This is a genomic window from Legionella pneumophila subsp. pascullei, from assembly GCF_900637585.1.
GTDB lineage: Bacteria > Pseudomonadota > Gammaproteobacteria > Legionellales > Legionellaceae > Legionella > Legionella pascullei.
In genome coordinates, this window is record NZ_LR134380.1 from 216,369 (window position 1) to 235,233 (window position 18,865).

Sequence of the window (18,865 nt, forward strand, 5' to 3'; positions counted from 1 at the left end):
AATGGCTAATCTATTAAAATACTGAAATTGAAAAGTGCGGCGATGTGCATGCTGTTTTCAACTTTTGTGTCACTTTCAATAAAATAATCCACCAGATAATCGGCGAGAGAGGTTAATGCAGCAAACAAAAGGATTACAGAGAAAATTTTAATAAGTACTCTATGCCTTTTGCTGTACTTCTTCCCGCCATCATCTCTACTATCGCTTGACATTGAGTACTCTCCCAGAGTCGCAAAAACTCAACGGAATGGAAGAATGAGGGAATTCGAATTGCAGAGAAATTTATGATCAACAAATCTAGCACAAACAGTGGATTCAGGCAGGTAACAACTGAGTTCGCCTCAAATTTGAAGACACGATGAGTATATTACTTAGTCGTGTTTTTTATAAAAAAACGTGCAATTTCTTCAGTTAAATGATTAAGGTTCGTATTCATACTCTGCACAAGCGCTTCAATACTGATTAAGGGGACTTTAATATGGTAATAAGCATTTCCTTTGTGGATCAGCTCTTCTTTTCGATAAATAAGGTATTCGGCTCTTAAAATACTGTTACCATGAATATCAGTTTCAAATTGTGAAATCATTACTTGAAGATGATAATCTGGATCGAATTTATTGTTCCAAGGTGACGCCTGAACGACTACTCCTGGCATTAGAGTTGAAAGATTAGTAGTTAATACAAGAGTAATATTTTTATCCAAGGCCCCAGCCCATTGGTTAAACTCTTCAAGAGTTACATGATGAGGCGTCTGGTGAATCATTAATTGAGGTTTTTTCATATAATCAGGGGTGCTAACTTCATCAACACCAATCTGTAAATGATTATAGGAATGCCGACTGTCTTTTTGAGGGGGAATAGGTGTTAATAAATAAAATTGAGTTTCTTTGCTTCGGCCGCAATCGCAGAGGGTTAAGACAATGAGCAATAATAAGAGGAACTTCACAGGTTTTTTGCGAAGTTCAACATAGCTAGAAATAGAGGAGGATGTGATGCCCCCAAAGGAGGCTCGAACACTACACCAACGCAGATCTCTGATGCAATAGAATTTTAAAAAATGTCTATTGTTTTTCATCGCTTGCCTCGGAGTAAAGACTCAGGATATCGAGACAAATAATCCGTCAAATTTTGAGTGGAGTAAGCTGCACTGGTAATTTGTTTTAAGCTTTGATTTAAATACGCAACAACACTGGGCACATCTTGGTTTAAGCTAGAGGCTAGTTGCCCTAAATTTTCAGAAACTTTTTGTATAGCTTCTAAAGTATCTTGGATTTCTTTGGAACGAACTAATTCACTGACGTCTTCAAAAGCCTTTTTCGCGGCCTCAAACGCTTCCTCCATAGATGTAAATTTTTCAACCGCATTGTGAGTCGGGAAAATAGGATAAGAATGGTAGTATGTTTGTGTGAATATTGCAGTGGGGGTTGGCTTAATCAACTCAATTTCAGCAATGCCGGTTAACAGGTTAGGTTTGGTGATATTTGCTACATACCCATTATTAATAAGCAGGTGAATAGGGTCGTGGCTAAAACCATAGGTCCTCTCGACAAAAAACTGGACGTACACAGGAATAAGCACTTTATTGTGCCCTTTGTTTTCAGTGATTTCTATGGTTTTGACTTCACCAATCTTCACGCCTCGATAGGTTACTGGGGCAGTGGTTACTAGCCCTTTTAAAGAGCCTTTGAAAAACATGACAAAAGTTTGTTTTTGCGCGCGTTTGTATTCTATGTAAAAAAAAGTACCACCTAGAATCATTAAACATAGGGCGCCTACTATAAAAATACCGACTAATGTATAGAATCGTTCGTTATGCACGTCGTCCCTAAAACGTAAGAGTAATATACATACTAGCAATGATCAGCCAGAATGAGCCACGCGTTAAAATTCGAGAAACTGCTTTTCTCAAATAAATATGTCTAATAGATGCTTCATAATAATAATAACCAGAAGTCAATCCGACTATTATACATAAAATGAATGTCTTAAAGACCGAGTATATCAGATCAAATAAGGTTGTCGAGTTGACGATATAGGATAAAAATTCATTGTTTGTAAACCCTAACATAAAATGAAAAGTAAGATAAAAACTAAAAAAAATAGAGGATACAAGATAAACATACAGTAGTAAGGAAGTAATGATCATACCTATAATGATTGGTAATACTTGAGCAAGGATGATTGCCTCTGGGTTCTCTTGGTAATGCTCCAAACGGGTGTTAATCAGATGCAAGGCGGCCTGGATACATAAAATGAAGCCAATAAGTACAGGTAATATTTCATGGGTTAAAATATTTTGCACAATGGGAAGGACTCTTTGATGCAGGTGAAAGGGATTTAAGAGAACATAAACCGTTTGTGAAACAGTAATGCCTAATAATATACCAATAAAACTCAATAGAATAACAAGACGTGCTCCAGAATAGTAAATAATTTCTAGTGTGTTAGGCCAGACTACGGACAGTTTGCCAAAAATAACCTTGAGAGTACTATGAACCAAATGACCTAAAAATCGAAAAGCGAGCTCAAGCGAATGGATAAAAGTAATAATATGCTTCGAAAAACGGCGAAAAACATACATGGCTAATCCATTAGTCCTCTTTCAAAATGCCGCTAAAAGAATAATAGCTTCGTTAGCAAGATGCTTGCATCAGGCAAAAAGAAGTTAATTCTTGACTTAATAGCAGTGAGACTTATTGCTCTTTTACTATTGCTAAGAATAACACTCTGTTTGTTTAGTTGCTAGTGATATTCGGGTGAGTGGGGGATCTAAATAAAGTTGTAAGTATAATAAACACCGAATAATGACAATGTGCGGTCGCTGAATTCAATCAAAATAGTTTTCCTTATCCTTATCATTGCTTATGGATGATCTGATAATTTGAATAATTTTTTTACTGACAGGATTGTTATGTTTCTCTGGTCGGTAGACAAGACAAATCTCATCTCTAAACACAGGCGCATTGTTTAATTTTTTCAGATGTTTGTAGGGATAGGTGACCCTGGTAGGTAGAATGCCATACCCAAGGCCTAAGGCTGTGAGTTTGGCTACAACTTCAAGACTGGTAGAATTAATCACACCATTGAAAGTTACTTTTTTGCCTATTTTTTTAAGGATATACTGCGATTGGGCAAGCTTTCTGTCATAAATCAGTTTATTTTGTGCATCATTGGCATAAAAGACTGTTACTTCATCAGTAGAGAGCTTTATTATAACAAGATCAGGGTGTTGTATAGGGTTCACAACAATACCAAAATCTGCTTCCCAACTTATCACTTTTTCAGTCATCTCTCTTGAATGACCATGAATAAAATTAACGCCAAGCCCAGGATAGTTCACTTGCAGTTTTGGCATAAAGTACTGGAGAGTGTAAAGCGCGACGGAAGGGTGAAGGGCAATGGTATAGTTTCCCTGAACAAAACCTGATTCAGGATTCGCTATGTTTTGCACCTGCTCCCATTCATATAACAGGCGATGAGAGCGCCTCTTAAACTCTTCTCCAAGTTTCGTTAGCTGGATTCCATTTTTAAGCCTGATAAATAGCAGTCCGCCAAGTTTGTTCTCCAATCTCTTTATAGAATAACTAAGCGCGGGTTGAGATATCCCAATAATTTCAGAAGCTCTTGTCATATTGAGGGTATCGCTGGCCGCTATGAAATACTTTATATCATCCAATAATAAAGACATAAATCATCAACTTAACTTTAGGTATAAATAAAATTTATCACAACAATTAAAATAAATCATTTTAATTATCTGTCGAGGAACTGTACTCTCTTTTTCAGGAGGGAAGGAAAATGAAAAATACAGCGTTTTTAATTACAGAGAATCATTACCCTAAAGATTATGTACTTAAAAAGTCATTAGAGAGTGACTCAGCTATGGGAATAGCCAAAAGAATACTAGCTGAAGTAATGATTTTTCGTCGTGTCCCGGAGACCACCAGTTTATGTGGTGCGGGGTGTCCAAAGTGCGCTTCACCCCATTTGCCAAAAATCATCTTGGCGGTTAAAAAGAATGAACCGGTTACTTTTATATTGCCGGCCTTCCCGGGAAAATCCCCCAACCCTGAAAAAGTTCTGGGTCCCCTGCCAGATCATGCGGAACGCCTTTCTCTTAATTTTTTGGGAACACTTTGTCAGCGAATAAAAACATTTTATACACCGGGAATTAAAATGATTCTGTGTTCCGATGGACGGGTTTTTAGTGATGTGGTTGGAATGAATGAAAGTGATGTCACAGCCTACCAGCTTGAGCTGGATAGACTTATAAAAGAAATGTCCCTGGCAGACCTGTCCATTTTTAATCTTGATTATTTTTATAAAGATCTTCATTTTGTACAAATGCGAGACGAACTCATGAAAAGATATGGACAGTCCCTGGACTTTCTTAAACAAAAGATTCGTAATGGCGCAAAACCCTCAGCAAGTCCCGATGAGCAAGAAGCCAATCGTATGTATAGCGGAATCACTCGTTTTTTATTTGAAGATGCCATGCATGCAGGGCAAAGCAAAAGTCGTACTGCTATCCAAAAAGAATCTCGTTCTAAAGCCTATGAGGTTATAAGAAGAAGTAATGCCTGGAGTGCGCTCATTGCCGAACGTTTTCCCGAGGCGGTTCGACTGTCCATTCATCCCCAAACTTGTGGATCAAAAAAATTAGGGATTCGGTTAATAGGAAATGAAAGCTGGATGACCCCTTGGCATGGTGTTGCTGTTGAAAGCAGGAAAGGGTATGTCTTGCTGAAACGCTCGGAAGCGGAGGCTTTAGGCGCAAAATTAGTTTGCGCCTCTGATGGTCGGCACAGTCATTATCAATTAATGGCAGAGGTGTGATATGAATTATCAAGTGACTCCTATAAAACCATTTGGTGTGCTCCTGGAGCCTATGAACGAACAGATAAAAGTGACTGATGTCGATATAGAGAATTTGCGCCATTTATTTGCAAAGAATCAACTCGTTGTATTAAGAGGCTTTGACGCATTTCAAAATACCGAGGATTTTTCTAATTATTGCGAATTATGGGGAGAAGTTAGCCTTTGGCCATTTGGCAAGGTACTTGAGTTAATTGAGCAAGAAGACCCGGAAGATCACATTTTTGATCATAGTTACATGCCCCTGCATTGGGATGGTATGTATCGACCTCACGTGCCTGAATATCAGATTTTTCATTGTGTCCAGGCGCCTTTGCCTGGACAAGGAGGAAGGACTACTTTTTCAAACACAATTTTAGCGTTACAGTTCGCCACTTCCGAAGTCAAGGAATTATGGAATAAGGTAACTGGGACCTATCAAAGAAAAATGGAATTTTATAGCAGCAAGACGGTATCGCCAATTATTACGAGGCACCCTCAAAAGGATTTTGCAGTCATTCGCTACAATGAACCCCCCTCTGAGGAGAGAGGGCATTTTGTAAACCCACCCAATATTGAATTTACTGGTATTGACCAGGAAGAGTTGGATTTTTTCCACCGAAGTTTAAAAAAAGCGCTTTACTCCCCGGATAATTTCTATGCCCACGAATGGCAAACAGGAGATATCGTCATTGCAGATAATTTCTCGCTATTACATGGTAGAGAAGGATTTGTTTCCAAGTCGCCTCGTCATATCCAACGCGTTCATGTTTTGAGTAATCCGCCTTTTGATAACCCTGGTCTGGAGTCTTATGAATGAGCGCACAAGTTGCAGACATTGTGATTGCTGGCGCGGGTCCAGTAGGCCTTATGTGTGCCTATCTGGGACAACTTTGTGGTATCCATACTGTAATTGTCGATAAGTCTGATGGCCCTTTAGAGGTCGGTAGAGCGGATGCCCTTAACGCGCGCACTTTGCAACTTCTTGAATTAGTCGATTTATTTGATGAACTGTATCCTTTAGGAAAGACCTGCAACACCAGTTCTGTATGGGCAGACGGACAATTTATTTCCCGACAATCGTCATGGTGGGAGGAATTAGAAGGTTGTTTGCATAAACATTTCCTTATGCTTGGTCAATCCTACGTAGAAAAACTGTTGGATAAGAAACTGAGAGAGACTGCAGCAGCAGTAAAACGTTCAACAGCGATTGTCAACATTGAGATTAATGAAGCAGGATGTCTTACGACTCTTGCCAATGGAGAGCGTATTCAGTCACGCTACGTCATCGGAGCCGATGGGGCTCGTTCCTTTGTTCGCAATCACTTTGCTATACCTTTTGAGATCATACGGCCACAAATTATATGGGCCGTAATCGATGGCATGATTGATACCGATTTTCCAAAAGTTCCTGAAATCATCGTATTTCAGGCACAAACCTCAGATGTGGCCTGGATTCCAAGGGAAGGGGAAATCGACAGGTTTTACGTAAGAATGGATACCAAAGATTTTACCTTGCAGGAAGCAATTAGCAAAATTAACCATGCCATGCGGCCTCATTCCTTAAATTTTAAGGACATTGTCTGGTTTTCACAATTTTCGGTCAAAGAATCTGTAGCAGAGCATTTTTTCATTCAGGATCGTATTTTTCTTGCCGGTGACGCATGTCATATTCATTCGGTAAACGGTGGACAGGGCCTCAACACCGGTCTTGCAGACGCTTTTAATCTCATGTGGAAGTTACACATGGTCATGCATTGCGGAGTCCCTAAAGAACTTTTGCAAAGTTATGAAGAAGAGCGCAAGCCAGTAGCTTGCGGTGTGATAGAGACTTCGGGTGAGCTTGTGCGTTCGACCAAGTATTCGCCTAATGGAACTCACGCCCAAGACTATGTAAAGATTGTACAAAGACGTGCGGGAAATATCACCGGGATGGGGATTCGTTATGGAGAATCAGGTTTTCGTGGCTCTCGGCTCTTTGATTTTGAAATTTGTAACGGCATTGTCAAAACACGACTTTATTCTCTTCTGGATTATATGAAATTCACCTTGCTTATCTTTGGTGATTGTGAAGTCGAGCTACAGCCTCCAGAGTTTATAAAAGTCATTCAAATATATCCAAACCAATACCAGGAAAATTTTTGGACAAATAACACAAAGTATAAAAATCAGGCCATTTTAGTAAGGCCTGATTCCTACATTCACTCTTGCGCACCACTAGATAAAATGGAGTCCTTATTTGAGATGGGATGGTTATGCTGAAAAATCTGATTTTCTTGGCAATAGGAATGTTTACAGTAGGCTGCAACACATTTCTGATTGCCGGTCTTCTTCCACAAATAGGCCAAACGATTGGACAACCTGTTGCAGTAGTCGGGCAAGGCGTGAGTCTATTCAGTTTGACTTATCTGCTTTCGGCACCATTTTTTTCTATCCTCTTTGCTAATAAGCCGGTAAAACGCATTATTCAGCTCGCACTGGCTCTGTTACTATTTGGCAATTTAATAACACTACTTTCTGAAAATATCGTACTGTTTTTAATTGGAAGGTCTCTTGCAGGAGCAGGCACTGGGATCTTTACTCCCTTATGTATCAGCATTGCAGTTTATTTTGTCAGCCCATCTGCCAAGGGGCGTGTTTTAAGTTTTGTCTGGAGTGCTAACAGTGCAGGTGTAGTATTTGGTGTCCCTGCTGGACTCTACCTGTCTTCAACGTTTAATTGGCAGCTATCGATTGCCAGTCTTATTATTTTAAGTTTGCTTGCATTGATTGGTTTTTCATTGCAAAACACTGATATAAGACTACCCAAGTCTCCGTCATTTGGACTCAGACTGCACCTTATACTCGATCGAAAAACGCTCTCGGTGATTGGAGTCACTTGTGTTACCGCTGTAGCCAGTTTGGGACTCTATTCGTATGTCACTTTGATTCAATCAGGATCCCCTAATTCACTCAGCATGACCTTATTGAGTTGGGGAGTGGGAGGATTCTTGGGAAGCTCACTGATTGGGGTTATTATCGATAGAACAGGTAAGCCACGGCTTATTATGGCCTTAATTTTAGCAGGTCTTATGCTCGCGCTAATTGCTATACCATTCACCAGGAGCTTGCCTTACCTGGGATTAATCCCTTTTTTTATGTGGGGTGCATTCGGGTGGGCTATAGCGACTCCTCAGCAGCACATTTTATATGAATTACATGAAAATCAGGGAACCATTCTGGCTGCTATCAATTCTTCAGCCTTAGGGTTGGGATCGGCTTTGGGAACGCTGCTTGGTGGCTTAATCATTTCTTACGGATTCAGGGAAATCTACCTTCCTCTTCCTGCCGCAACGTTACTACTCTTCGTATTGATAGGTCAGCTAATAATTAACAATTCAAATAAGGTAAATAATACATGAACAGACCCGTTGTCCTCGTCGACCCATTATCATCAGGAATAGAATTGGCTCCTGCCTTTAAGGCTCGGGGGATACCTGCTATTGCAATCACTCTTAAAAATCAGGATTGGATTGGGTTTGGAGCAAAAATGCAAATCTCCGACTTTGTCGAGATTATTCCAGACCAACCAAATCTTGTGGAGGTGCTTCGAAAATACGACCCTCTTGCTATTATTCCCGGCACCGAGGAGGGCGTTCCTCTCGCAGAAGTTTTAGCCATCGCTCTAACACCACAGTTTGTCAATGATCCTGAAAAATCACAGAATAGATTACACAAGGCTCTGATGCAAGAAGCTTTGCAGAAAGCAGGAGTTCCTGCCCTCAAGACGCTCAATACGGCATCCGAAAATGAAGCGGAAGCCTGGATTAGGACAAACGGATTAATTGATTCTCCACTTATAATTAAACCCCCGGTATCAGCCGGCAGTGATAAGGTCTTTCACATTCCAGCCAGAGGGGAGTGGAAAAAAGCGTTCAGCCAGGTTTTATCTGAGCCATCTAAAATTACCGGGAAAAATAATGAAACCGTTGTTGTGCAAGAGCAGGCAATAGGAACAGAATTTGCTGTAGGTACGGTGAGTGTCAATGGAAAACACTATTTAGCGCATTTAATCCAATACAATAAAACATCCTTTAATAATCGCAAAACGGTTTACGATTATGTCGAATTTGTACCTTATAGTGACGAAATGTATGGTGAATTATTTAAGTATACGCAAAAAGCATTAGATGCCTTGGGAATTCGCTGGGGAGCTGCTCACAATGAAATCATGCTCACTAAGGACGGGCCTCGCCTCATAGAAACAGGCGCTAGAATGTGCGGTGGTCCAGTGGTTGGCTTTGCTCGAGAAGCGACTAGTAGTAGTCAAGCCGATAAATTAGTAGAGATTTATGTTGATGGGGATGTCTCAACAAAGGAATACGTATTTAAAAAAACGGTTGTGCCAGTTTTTTTGAAATCACCCGCTAAAGGCAAAATATCAAATGCGGAAGCCTTCGCTGACATTTCTAAATTACCGACATTTCTTAACAAGCACATTTGGTTTAAAAATGGTGATCTTGTTCCACAAACAGTGGATTATCTAACGAGTATTGGAATTATTGGGTTGGCTGGAGAGAGGGAGTCCATTTTATTGGATTACGAAAAAATTCGAAGCATGGAGTCGAAATTAGTTATCCAGACATTTTAGAGTTTCTATTGCTGAACTACCATTGAAATATTTTTCAATAGTGAGAAGTGTTCTATGCACTTGAATTTTAAATGACTGATTCATTAGCCTAATCAACAAGGTGTCCATCGATTACAAATTTGCCTATACTTATATTATTTATTTAAAAATAAAAAATGGATAACAACTCCAAAAGTTTTGGTGAAGTGAATGAGCGAATAGGTAATGCAATACACCATGTCTGTTTAAATGCATCGGATGCAAAATTCATTAAATCCAATATTCAAGAGAGTTACCAAAGTTGGGCTAATAGGCTTTATGACCGAGTTTTTTTGAATTGGGGATTATGTGATAAAAAAATATATGGGGAATTATCGGCATTAAATTTTGATTTTTCTAAAGTGGGTTTTTTCCCTCATGTTTATGGACAATCGCTACTTTTTTATTTGATAAGGCCATTAATAAAAATCCATTTCTTTAATAAAAGGTTACTTGATGTAGGCTGTGGTAATGGCGTCGGTTTGAAAATAAGTACTGAATTATTAAAAGCAAGATACGCGTTAGGCATCGATTTGGTCAACAAGCTCGTAACTAATTCCAATCATAGTTTTTACACAGAAGATAAAATTAATTATATGCAGGCCGATGCAGAAAATATGTCTGTAGCAAACGAAAGTTTTGATATTGTAACTAACCTTGAAAGTTCACATCTTTATCCTCAAATCGAGCATTTTTTTTCTGAAGTAGAGAGGGTTTTAGCGCCTAACGGATTTTTTTGTTATGCAGATGTTCATTTTGATGTGAAGCAACAAGCGGAGCGATTAGAAGCTTTTGTGAAGACAAGGAAAAATTTACGCATCATTGAAAAGCATAATATTACTAAAATGGTCCAGGCATCAATTTATCAGCGTTTAATTGTCAATGAGAAAGGATTTTACCAATTAGCTCAATATCTTTTGGGACCTGATAAAATCAACTTTACTTCAGAGCTGGCTAATGTGGCCAGTTCAATGGGCCTCATGTTTCTTCCCTGGTGGAGGATTCGCTTTAAAAATCCGGCATTGCAAGCGCTTGGAAAATTTGCTCGCCGGTGCAAGCACTGGAATAAAAAATATTATTTTTATTATTTAATTCAAAAGATAGACTCATAAAAATCAGTTTATTATTCCAGGACATTATTTTATTTTGAGTCTGATAAATCCTAAAATAGCCGCTTTATTGAGATATACTGGGTATAACGAGGATAAAGTACTATGTTTGTCAAATCTCCACGTATAGATCTAAACAGGCACTCAAAAATATGGATCAATCCTGAGGGAGAGATACCTAAGAAAATTGTAGAGAGATTAAAGTGGCAAAAAGAAACTCGGCCGGAGGATACGATCACCTTATTTGTAAATAGGGCTTGTGAAGATAAATCCAGTTCTGCATTGGAATCATTAAGAGCTTGCGGAGTTAAAATAAAAGTAATTGAATTATGTTTAGAGAAAAATGATAAACAGGATGATCCATTTGTAATGGCTTGTTTTAATAAAGCCTTGGATATAGCCAAAAAAGAGCAAAATCTTGCGGATCAAGTCAAGGCATCTGTTCGGGCAACAAACGTTCTAAGGCTTATGAAGTTAGTGCAATATGAAGGATTGTACTCAGATAATGATATTTTATTTTTAAAATTTGAGACAGCCAGCTTACCCACTCCCTATCTTTTTGGTCAGTATGAAGGAGAGGTAAATGATGTTCATTTCTTTGGAATGGCTATAAATGACCCTCTCACTACGGATTACTTTTATGCCCAGTTAGTTGAGAAAATGAAAAGGCCTTGGGAAGAAGAAATTACCTCTGATGAGTTCGAACCACCATGTGGTCTTTATCTTATTCCAGATGAAATAATATCAAAAATTCAGTTTGGACACTTAAAATTTTCTGAAATAAAAGATTATATTATTACAGGAAGTGATCAATCTCACCATGATATTACGCATGCAAAAAAATTATTAAATTCTGAAGAGGATAGCTTGCTGAATGAAGCTAAAAGCGCAGTATCCTCACAGGAAAAACAATATCGAGTCTGATGATACAGTTGCCCATTATCTCGGAGAAACTTCAAGACCCTGTCAATTAGTACATGGCTCTTAGTCTTGCTACCCGCTCTGCTGTTGATGGATGGGTTGAAAATAAGTTAGCCAGTTTTTCACCGTTTAATGGGTTAATGATAAACAGATGCGCAGTGGCAGGGTGCGTTTCTGCTTTATCAAAGTATTGCTCATGGTTAGCCTGATCAAGTTTTAACAAGGCACTGGCAAGCCACTGCGGATTCCCGGAAATACGCGCTCCACCGGCATCCGCTTCAAACTCCCTGGAGCGTGATATAGCCATTTGAATCAATCCTGCCGCCAGGGGAGCCACTATCATCATGATCATGCCAACCACAGGATGGACACCCTCTTCATTATTTGAATTGTGGCCAAACATGGAAAGCCACATGAACATATTGGTAATCCCGCTAATCGCTCCTGCTATTGTTGCACTTACAACATTAATTAAAGTGTCGCGGTGGATTACATGAGCCAGTTCATGAGCTAAAACCCCTGTTATTTCTTCTTTATTGAGCCTATCCAGTAATCCCGTTGTAACAGCGATACTGGCATTCTCCGGATTCCTCCCTGTTGCAAACGCATTTGGAGTAGGGTTATTAATTAAATAAACTTTGGGTACAGGAGTTCCTGCCCTATAAGCAAGTTCTGAAACAATATTGTAAACAAAGTGATTATTCGGCAGGGGTTCTGCATTATACATTTTCAAAACAAGAACATCGGAGTACCAGTAAGCTGAAAAATTCATAACTCCTGCAAATACTAATGCAATCAGCATTCCTGTTGAGCCTCCAAGCAATCCCCCAATAACAACTAGCAATGCTGTTAGAGAGGCTAGCAAGATAAAAGTTTTCAGGTTATTTATCATTTCTTATCACCTCATTTATTGTTCCTATTTCTCAAAATGAGGGCAGATACTAAAAATTCAACCTGGTACGTTGCATGGATTTATGCTTACAGGACTTACGAAAAACCCCAATCTCTTTGTTAAAAAAAGTTTTTAATTCGGTCATTTAGTTTATCTAAAATCCCTCATTAAAAACATTTTTTGCCTCGACCTTGCGGTTTATCGTAAGTCCTGGCTTATTCTTTAGAGCTTGCGATCAAGAAGAATCTACTAAGACTACCGATTGGTTATTTTAATTTTGAGATCAATGTGATATATTGTTGAACAAATTTTCGGTTCATTAAACAGATTATGTATAGTAAATATCCAGCATTTTTCCCAAATAAAAATATAAAATCTTCGTCAGGTGTGCAGTTTTCAAATGTTGTAAAAATTCCCTCTGCAATCGAATCATTATATCGAGGTGATAATAATCTTGCAGATATAATTTTTCTTTTGCCTACTCTGGTTACAGGAGTTTTTTGTCAAAATTTTCCTGAAGTTGTGGATATGGAACAAATAAGATTGCACAAATTAACTAACCTATCTAATGATTTTCATATGGTGAGTATGTCAGAGGATCCTCAAATTGCATTAGATTGGGGGAAAGGATGTTTTATAACAATCGATCCTGTTTTATTTTCTGATTATATTGTAGATGTTCATGCAACCTTTAGTAAAAACCAGCTCAATTTGCCTGGCCGAATGGAACGAGAAAGAGAGCATGTCGCTTTAGCTGTAACTTTTTGCAGCATAAGAAAAATAACAATTCACAATAAAGAATTAGTTAACCCCTTTTATCTCAGCATACCTCAGGATAATCTTGAAGCAAGAATGGAGTTTAATACGCTCTACGGCGAATTAATTTCGCTTTTAAGAAAAAAATACACTAAGGAAGTAGATGGGGAAGAAGAGAAAGTCGCATTACGTGCTTACACCATACGTTATTTAGACTTTTATGCTAAATTCGGTAGTTGCGATAATCCATTTAATAAAAGCCTTGCTCAGTTGGTTGAACTCTATCCGGAATTTATGAGCTATCTTTTGCAATCAAGTTGTCATCTTTCATCAAAAACAGGTTTGATGAAAGAGATTGTCCTAAACTCATCGGATAATTTATTTAAAGAACATCCTTATACCAAATCGATTGATGCTTCTTATATCTATAGGGTTAGAGAGAGCACCACTTGTTATGAAGACGACTGGGCAAAACCAGTTTATGATTAGTAATAAGAAAGATGCTGGTTTTCCTTGAATTCGTTGAAGATGATGACTAACGAGGTGAGGGCGTTTGATCTAAGTTACCTTCTGTATTATCCAAAGTATCTGAAAACACTGAATCTGTTTCATCTGTATCATCCAAAAAGTCAAAATCTACAGGCGTACCGATGCGTTCTGGTTCCAGTTGTTTAATGATGTTAGCTAAATAAATTGTGGTTTTGTGATTAACGAACGATGATACAGCAATGACTTCTTTATTAAGTAACAGGTGATAATATTCATGAACCCCATCGTTACCTTTTTGAATAGTAATAGATGGATCAGCGGGCGTGATAAAATAAGTATTGCCAGCTTTTTTAGATGTAATGCGCGAACCTAGTTTTTCAAATAAACAATCCATGCCTTCTTCAGGAAAAAGAGGAAACTCCTCTTTGGTATCTGAAGTGGTAAAAAAGGAATAATCAAAAAAAGATGATTTTTTCATATAGTATCTACCATTAAACATAAATATGCTCAAAATTATATCATGATAAACGATTTAAAGGTATTTGAATTGCTAACCACTGGGGTTGGTTAGCAATGGCAGAATTATTTTACATCAAACAGGTTTCTTCTTTCTTGAATAGTCAAAGTATTCGCTGCAGAATTCGATGAGGTTGGTTCAAACAGACCAAAATTGGAAAGAAGCGATGCAGTTGAAGCAGCTTGCGTTTATCTTTTCTCGATTAATCACCGAAAGTTTATTTACTTTTTTATTCTAACCATTTAGTTTACAAGCCTGGTATTTAGAAATGGACTTTTAAAATGACTAAACAAGTAACGAATATTGCGATAATTGGCGGTGGAACAGGATTAACTACTGCCTGGGCTTTGGAAAACCAACAAAAATTTCATGTTACTGTATTTGAGGAAAATGATCGCTTGGGCGGGCATATCCACAGCATCAAAATTAATAATGTAATTCTGGAAGGAGGGGCAGAATTCATAGGACCACCCACATTGTATCCCAATGTGCATCGCTTGTTTCAATATCTGGGGGTGGCTTTAGATCAGTTTGAATTAAATATGGATTTTGACGATCTGAAACAAAAGGATCATATTGTTTTACCCCCTTTGTATCATACATCAAGTGGCAGATCCGAGGACACTTCATCAATTCTATATACCTTATCCTGTGGTTTATTTGGCAAGAGAAGGAAACAGAATGAAACCCGTGTTTCAGTGGATACTCTACTCACTGAAATGTACAATTTGCTTGAAATGAACCACTTAATTATGGATGCCAGGAACAAATTACTGCATCCAGATAATTTAATAACATTAGAGCAATTTATAAAAGAGTTTAAAGAGAAATGTGTGCACACACTTTCACCTATAGACAAGTTTGCTGAGGAGTTCTTGTATCCTTTGATTGCATCAGGATGGGGAGTATCAATTGAAACAATAAAAACATTTGGTGCCCATTATGCCATGAACTATCTTGCTGCAGGAATGAATTGGTTTGATGCGCCAGAAGGTTTGAGCAGCTATGTTGATAAAATGGTGGCGCAATGCACCAATACTCAATTTAACGCTAATACAGCTATAAAAAAATTAATACCAATAACAATTGATGGAAAAATAAAATATCAATTATTGAAAAGGGATGGCACATTCATTTGTGATGCCACTGGAAGCCCAATGATTTATGATGATGTAGTCATCTCCACACCGGCTTATGTAACTAGTGAACTGCTGTCTGGTATTGAAAGTAACACGATAAAAGTGTTGCGTGAAAAACTTGCCAATGTCACTTATTATGACACGACAGTAGTATTTCATCAGGACCCTGAATACCTGTCTCCTTATAGGACAGTTGTGCACAGCCGATTTGATGGGATTCAATCAGCAAATACCATGTGCAAACCCTGGAAATTTAATAAAGATGAAATACCCATAATGAAAACCTGGGTTTTGCCCGGGCAAGCAATGCCTAAGAATGTGCTGAGAGAAGTGCATTATAAACACCCGGTGATGGATAAAAATTACTATGAAGCGCAGCAGGCCTTACATGCCGCTCAAGGTGAGGCTGGTTTATGGCCTGGTGGTATTCTTGCTGGATTTAATGATTCGCATGAGAGTGGTATTACGGCAGCACTCCAAGTCGCTGCGCGTTTGAATCACCGTGAACATTGTTTACATAAAAATGAACGTCTTGCGTTATTCCCTAATATACTTGACTCGGTTCTATCTCCTGAATTGTCTGCGGGTAGAGTAGTGGGGGTTGAAGGAGTAGTTTCTTCCTCCATGTCATATACTTAAAGAGTTCACCATATCTATTAAATTAATATCGTTCTCAACGATAAATTGAGGGCGATATTGATGCCAAATGAGTTTGCATCCTTGAACCAATCGCTTATATGTCATTCCAATATAGAATGGTTTGTACTTAATTTTCCTTGTGATTTTGATTGCAAGTGGTTTCCTGGAAGCGTTCAAAATTACCCCTGGCACTATCAAAAAGCAACAAGTCATTGGCTGGAATATAACACATATACTGTAATTATATTTACATTGCAGTATTGATATTTACTGGATTCAATTGATATCGGTTCATTAATACCAGTTGAGTGATACTTAAATAACCCATCAGAAATGGTTGTTGATCCATTACATAATTGACCAGTTTTTTATGAATTAAAGAAACAGTATTGGGTGTTTTATCAAAGGAATAGATTTGAGGTTGATAATTAAAATCATACCTGTCGGGGTGTAATAACATTTGTCCAAGTGGATCTAGCGCTTGTGAGGTTAGGCAAAAAATAATATTCGTTTCTGGATGTATCTTAAAGTAAGATTTGACTCTGGATTGTACTTGATTCGGATCAGTACCTACATCAAGTTCCTCAAAAAAGATTCCTTTATCCTGAAGAATGGTCTTAATTCCATAGGCACGCTTTTCGAGCCCTATATGGCCGGGTTGTGGGTTAAGAACTAGTGCTCTTTTAGGGCTTGGAGTTAATTCCAGAGCTTTTTCACCAAGTTTCTTGCCTGCGAGTAGGTTATCAGAACCTAAAAAGACCAGGTAAGGATTTTTTGTTTTGTCTTTTGGTTTGGTATCAACGGCAATAACAGGAATATTAAGCTTATTTGCTCTTTGGAGGCTTTTGCTAAAAGCGGTGTCTGAAGGAATGGTAGTAGCAATTCCGGAAGGATGGGTAGCCAGCGCACTCTCTATGAATTGAACTTGTTTGGGTACATCATTGGCCCCTGGAGGAGCTAAAATTTGTAAATCGACTTTCAGTTCTTCAGCAGCTTTTTTTGCTCCCTGGAATAAAGATGTCCAATAAGGATCTTGTGAACCATGGGTGATCAAATAATATTTATCTCTCGCGAAGACAGAGGCGCTTATCAGTAGCGAGAAACACAAAAGAGTTGATGCCAATTTTTTCATAGTTTAACCCTTAATGAGCGTGTTAGTTAATTCCATTATTTCTATTGTTCCGCAACTGAGCTTGATCACTTTGTGTGCGGTATTTTGTACATGAGCTAGATTATGAGTTATAAAAACAATTGCAACTCCTGCTTGAGCTATATTTTTTATGATCTGAACCACTTTATCTGCTTGCGCAGGTGAGAGAGCACTGGTTGGTTCGTCAAGAATAAGTAGCTTTGCATTAAAATATTTTGCGCGACAAATGACTAGTATTTGGCGTTCACCACCAGATAATTTTTTGACTGGCAGATCAATATTGGGAGGGCGTATAAGCCCAAAGCTTTGCAGGGACTGACTTGCTATATGTTGCATAAGCCCTATGTTTAAGCATTTGAAAGGACCTATTTTTTTATTTATTTCATTACCTAAAAAGAAATTACGCCATATAGATAATTCATCAATAAGAGCTAATTGTTGATGGACAACTTGTATACCCATGCGTCTCATTTCAAATGGAGCATTATATTGATTGCTATAACATAAGGGTTGCTCCTGCCAATAAATATTTCCTTTATCTGCTTGAATATAACCTGAAATTATTTGTACCAGGGTTGACTTACCTGCTCCATTATCACCGATTAAAGCAGTAATTTCCCCGGGATATAAACAAAAGGATACTTTATTGAGAATACGATGGGAGCCGTAACTTTTTTCAATATTTTCTAACCTGAGTAAAGATTGAGTTTGATGGCTATTTATCATGAGTCAGATTTCCTCAGATAAACATTAATAGTCATCGCAAAGATTAAAATAAGTCCAATAAAAGATCGATACCAATAAGTTGAAACACCAATTTGTACTATGCCGGTATCTACGGTGCTTAATAATAAAGTAGCCAATAGTGTACTTATTATGGATCCTTGACCCCCTTTTAGTGAGGTACCACCGATTACGGTAGCTGCTATGGCATATAATTCATATTGTTCACCCGCAATGGGGGATATACTATTAAGGTGGCTAAATTGAGTTACTCCGGAAAATGCGGCTATTATCCCACAGCACACAAAACAAAAGAATTTAACTCGAATTGTATTTATGCCAGATAGATAAGCGGAATCACAATTGTTACCAGTGGCAATTATATGATTTCCCAGTTTTGTCCAATTAAGAAGATAGATTAGATAAAAACCAATAGCAAACCACCAAATAAAAGAAGACAATAAATTTTGTGATAATTCACCTGCCAATACTTGCATAACACCATTTGCGTCCTCAACAGATACAGGCAAACCTTGGGTGTATAAAAGGATAAGACTACGTAAAATTAACATGCTTCCCAAAGTTACAATAAATGAGGGGATTTTAAAAAAGACGGTGCATGCGGCATTTATTAATCCTATACAGGCTCCTATTGCCAAAGCAATTATTAAAGCTAAAAAACTATTGATTCCTAATAACGTAAGTGAACCGAATAGCAAGCCAGATAAAGCAAAATTCGCTCCAACAGAGAGGTCAAACTCTCCTCCTATAAGCAGAAGAGTAACTCCAAGGACAATGATGCCAATATCAGAGGCGGACGCTAAAATACTTGCCCAAGTAGTAAGGGTTAAAAAGTCAGAAGAGAAAATAGCGAATAGACTAACAAGGCTAATAAATGGAACGAGAACACCAAATAAAAAATAATGGTGTATTTTATACATGAGACTATCCCTGGAAATTTATTGTGGAAAGTGTACACAAAATATTATCGATCTTTAAGCACAATTTTCAGAGAACATTGAGGGCAA

The 18,865-nt window shown here is 38.1% G+C and carries 19 protein-coding genes; 9 read left to right on the plus strand and 10 right to left on the minus strand.

Features of this window, described 5'->3' with window-relative positions; translation table 11 throughout:
* Positions 1-5: 5 nt before the first annotated feature.
* The 5 genes from EL201_RS15605 to EL201_RS00975 form a co-directional block, all read right to left on the minus strand.
* Complete coding sequence (locus tag EL201_RS15605) at positions 6-212, minus strand: hypothetical protein (RefSeq protein WP_027223284.1); 207 nt, start codon at positions 210-212, stop codon at positions 6-8.
* A gap of 155 nt (positions 213-367) precedes the next feature.
* Positions 368-1,075 carry a PqiC family protein gene (locus tag EL201_RS00960; RefSeq protein WP_027223285.1) on the minus strand — a complete coding sequence of 236 codons (708 nt, stop codon included), beginning with the start codon at positions 1,073-1,075 and terminating at the stop codon, positions 368-370.
* On the minus strand, positions 1,072-1,758 hold the full coding sequence (locus tag EL201_RS00965; RefSeq protein ID WP_027223286.1) for an MlaD family protein: 687 nt from the start codon (positions 1,756-1,758) through the stop codon (positions 1,072-1,074). The genes EL201_RS00960 and EL201_RS00965 overlap by 4 nt, the downstream gene beginning before the upstream one ends.
* A 67-nt stretch (positions 1,759-1,825) precedes the next feature.
* Positions 1,826-2,581 carry an ABC transporter permease gene (locus EL201_RS00970; protein ID WP_027223287.1) on the minus strand — a complete coding sequence of 252 codons (756 nt, stop codon included), beginning with the start codon at positions 2,579-2,581 and terminating at the stop codon, positions 1,826-1,828.
* A 246-nt stretch (positions 2,582-2,827) separates the two neighbouring features.
* Positions 2,828-3,688, minus strand: a complete 861-nt coding sequence (locus EL201_RS00975; RefSeq protein ID WP_027223288.1) for a LysR family transcriptional regulator — start codon at positions 3,686-3,688, stop codon at positions 2,828-2,830.
* Positions 3,689-3,798: 110 nt separating this feature from the next.
* Here EL201_RS00975 and EL201_RS00980 point away from each other — a divergent pair, with 110 nt between their 5' ends.
* From EL201_RS00980 to EL201_RS01010, 7 genes are all read left to right on the plus strand, one after another.
* Entirely contained in the window at positions 3,799-4,836 is a 1,038-nt protein-coding gene (locus tag EL201_RS00980) for an L-tyrosine/L-tryptophan isonitrile synthase family protein (RefSeq protein ID WP_027223289.1), read from the plus strand.
* A 1-nt stretch (position 4,837) separates the two neighbouring features.
* On the plus strand, positions 4,838-5,674 hold the full coding sequence (locus tag EL201_RS00985) for a TauD/TfdA dioxygenase family protein (protein WP_027223290.1): 837 nt from the start codon (positions 4,838-4,840) through the stop codon (positions 5,672-5,674).
* Entirely contained in the window at positions 5,671-7,116 is a 1,446-nt protein-coding gene (locus EL201_RS00990; protein ID WP_027223291.1) for an FAD-binding protein, read from the plus strand. The genes EL201_RS00985 and EL201_RS00990 overlap by 4 nt, the downstream gene beginning before the upstream one ends.
* The gene (locus EL201_RS00995; protein ID WP_027223292.1) at positions 7,110-8,255 is read left to right on the plus strand and encodes an MFS transporter; all 1,146 of its coding nucleotides are present in this window, start codon (positions 7,110-7,112) and stop codon (positions 8,253-8,255) included. Before EL201_RS00990 ends, EL201_RS00995 begins: the two co-directional genes overlap by 7 nt.
* Positions 8,252-9,484, plus strand: coding sequence for an ATP-grasp domain-containing protein (locus EL201_RS01000; protein WP_027223293.1), 1,233 nt, complete (start codon positions 8,252-8,254; stop codon positions 9,482-9,484). The genes EL201_RS00995 and EL201_RS01000 overlap by 4 nt, the downstream gene beginning before the upstream one ends.
* 155 nt (positions 9,485-9,639) lie before the next feature.
* Entirely contained in the window at positions 9,640-10,614 is a 975-nt protein-coding gene (locus EL201_RS01005; RefSeq protein ID WP_027223294.1) for a class I SAM-dependent methyltransferase, read from the plus strand.
* Positions 10,615-10,716: 102 nt separating this feature from the next.
* Complete coding sequence (locus EL201_RS01010; protein ID WP_027223295.1) at positions 10,717-11,535, plus strand: hypothetical protein; 819 nt, start codon at positions 10,717-10,719, stop codon at positions 11,533-11,535.
* A 46-nt stretch (positions 11,536-11,581) separates the two neighbouring features.
* Here the strand turns inward: EL201_RS01010 and htpX are convergent, their stop codons facing one another.
* A complete protein-coding gene (gene htpX, locus EL201_RS01015; protein ID WP_027223296.1) occupies positions 11,582-12,424 on the minus strand; it encodes a zinc metalloprotease HtpX in 843 nt (280 codons plus the stop codon).
* Positions 12,425-12,754: 330 nt separating this feature from the next.
* Between htpX and lart1 the strand changes: the two genes are divergently transcribed.
* Positions 12,755-13,669 carry an NAD(+)--arginine ADP-ribosyltransferase Lart1 gene (lart1, locus tag EL201_RS01020; RefSeq protein ID WP_027223297.1) on the plus strand — a complete coding sequence of 305 codons (915 nt, stop codon included), beginning with the start codon at positions 12,755-12,757 and terminating at the stop codon, positions 13,667-13,669.
* Between the two features lie 46 nt (positions 13,670-13,715).
* On the opposite strand, the gene EL201_RS01025 is transcribed toward lart1, so the two are convergent.
* Entirely contained in the window at positions 13,716-14,147 is a 432-nt protein-coding gene (locus tag EL201_RS01025) for a hypothetical protein (protein ID WP_231955127.1), read from the minus strand.
* Between the two features lie 320 nt (positions 14,148-14,467).
* Here EL201_RS01025 and EL201_RS01030 point away from each other — a divergent pair, with 320 nt between their 5' ends.
* Positions 14,468-15,964 carry an FAD-dependent oxidoreductase gene (locus EL201_RS01030; RefSeq protein WP_027223299.1) on the plus strand — a complete coding sequence of 499 codons (1,497 nt, stop codon included), beginning with the start codon at positions 14,468-14,470 and terminating at the stop codon, positions 15,962-15,964.
* Between the two features lie 247 nt (positions 15,965-16,211).
* Here the strand turns inward: EL201_RS01030 and EL201_RS01035 are convergent, their stop codons facing one another.
* The 3 genes from EL201_RS01035 to EL201_RS01045 are packed head-to-tail and all read right to left on the minus strand — an operon-like array spanning position 16,212 to position 18,778.
* A complete protein-coding gene (locus EL201_RS01035) occupies positions 16,212-17,096 on the minus strand; it encodes a sugar ABC transporter substrate-binding protein (RefSeq protein ID WP_027223301.1) in 885 nt (294 codons plus the stop codon).
* A 3-nt stretch (positions 17,097-17,099) separates the two neighbouring features.
* A complete protein-coding gene (locus EL201_RS01040; RefSeq protein WP_027223302.1) occupies positions 17,100-17,840 on the minus strand; it encodes an ATP-binding cassette domain-containing protein in 741 nt (246 codons plus the stop codon).
* Positions 17,837-18,778, minus strand: a complete 942-nt coding sequence (locus EL201_RS01045; RefSeq protein ID WP_027223303.1) for an ABC transporter permease — start codon at positions 18,776-18,778, stop codon at positions 17,837-17,839. Before EL201_RS01045 ends, EL201_RS01040 begins: the two co-directional genes overlap by 4 nt.
* Positions 18,779-18,865: the final 87 nt, after the last annotated feature.